The 503-nt window shown below is 68.6% G+C and carries 1 protein-coding gene; it reads right to left on the reverse strand.

All coding sequences use genetic code 11. The features are described 5' to 3' along the window. On the reverse strand, window positions 1–503 hold a 503-nt coding region (locus A5704_RS11295), incomplete at both ends, for an acetylating acetaldehyde dehydrogenase (protein ID WP_197508474.1).

The raw sequence follows: 503 nt of genomic DNA on the forward strand, positions 1-503 counted from the left end.
CCCTTGCTGGTGGTCTTGGTGAACTCGTCGATGTTGGCCCGCGTGCCCGGCCCGGCCGAGACCGACGCCACCGACGCGACGATCTCGGCGTAGGGCACCTCCACGACCCGGGATACGGCATAGACGATCGGAATGGTGGCCTGGCCACCACAGGTGATCATGTTGACGTTCGGCGCGTCCAGGTGCTCGCGGAGGTTGGCCGGCGGGATGACCGCCGGGCCGACGGCGGCCGGGGTCAGGTCGATCGCCCGGATCCCGGCGGCTTCGTATTTCGGCGCCGCGTCCCGGTGCACGTAGGCGCTGGTGGCCTCGAACACCAAGTCGGGCTTCTCCGACTGGGCCAGCAACCAGTCCACGCCTTCGTGCGTGGTCTCCAGGCCCAGCTTGCGGGCCCGCGCCAAGCCCTCGCTTTGCGGGTCGATGCCGACCATCCAGCGCGGCTCCAGCCACTCCGACCGCAGCAACTTGTAGAGCAGGTCAGTACTGATGTTTCCCGACCCGAC

This window comes from Mycobacterium sp. E735, from assembly GCF_001666955.1.
In the GTDB taxonomy this organism is placed as follows: Bacteria; Actinomycetota; Actinomycetes; order Mycobacteriales; family Mycobacteriaceae; genus Mycobacterium.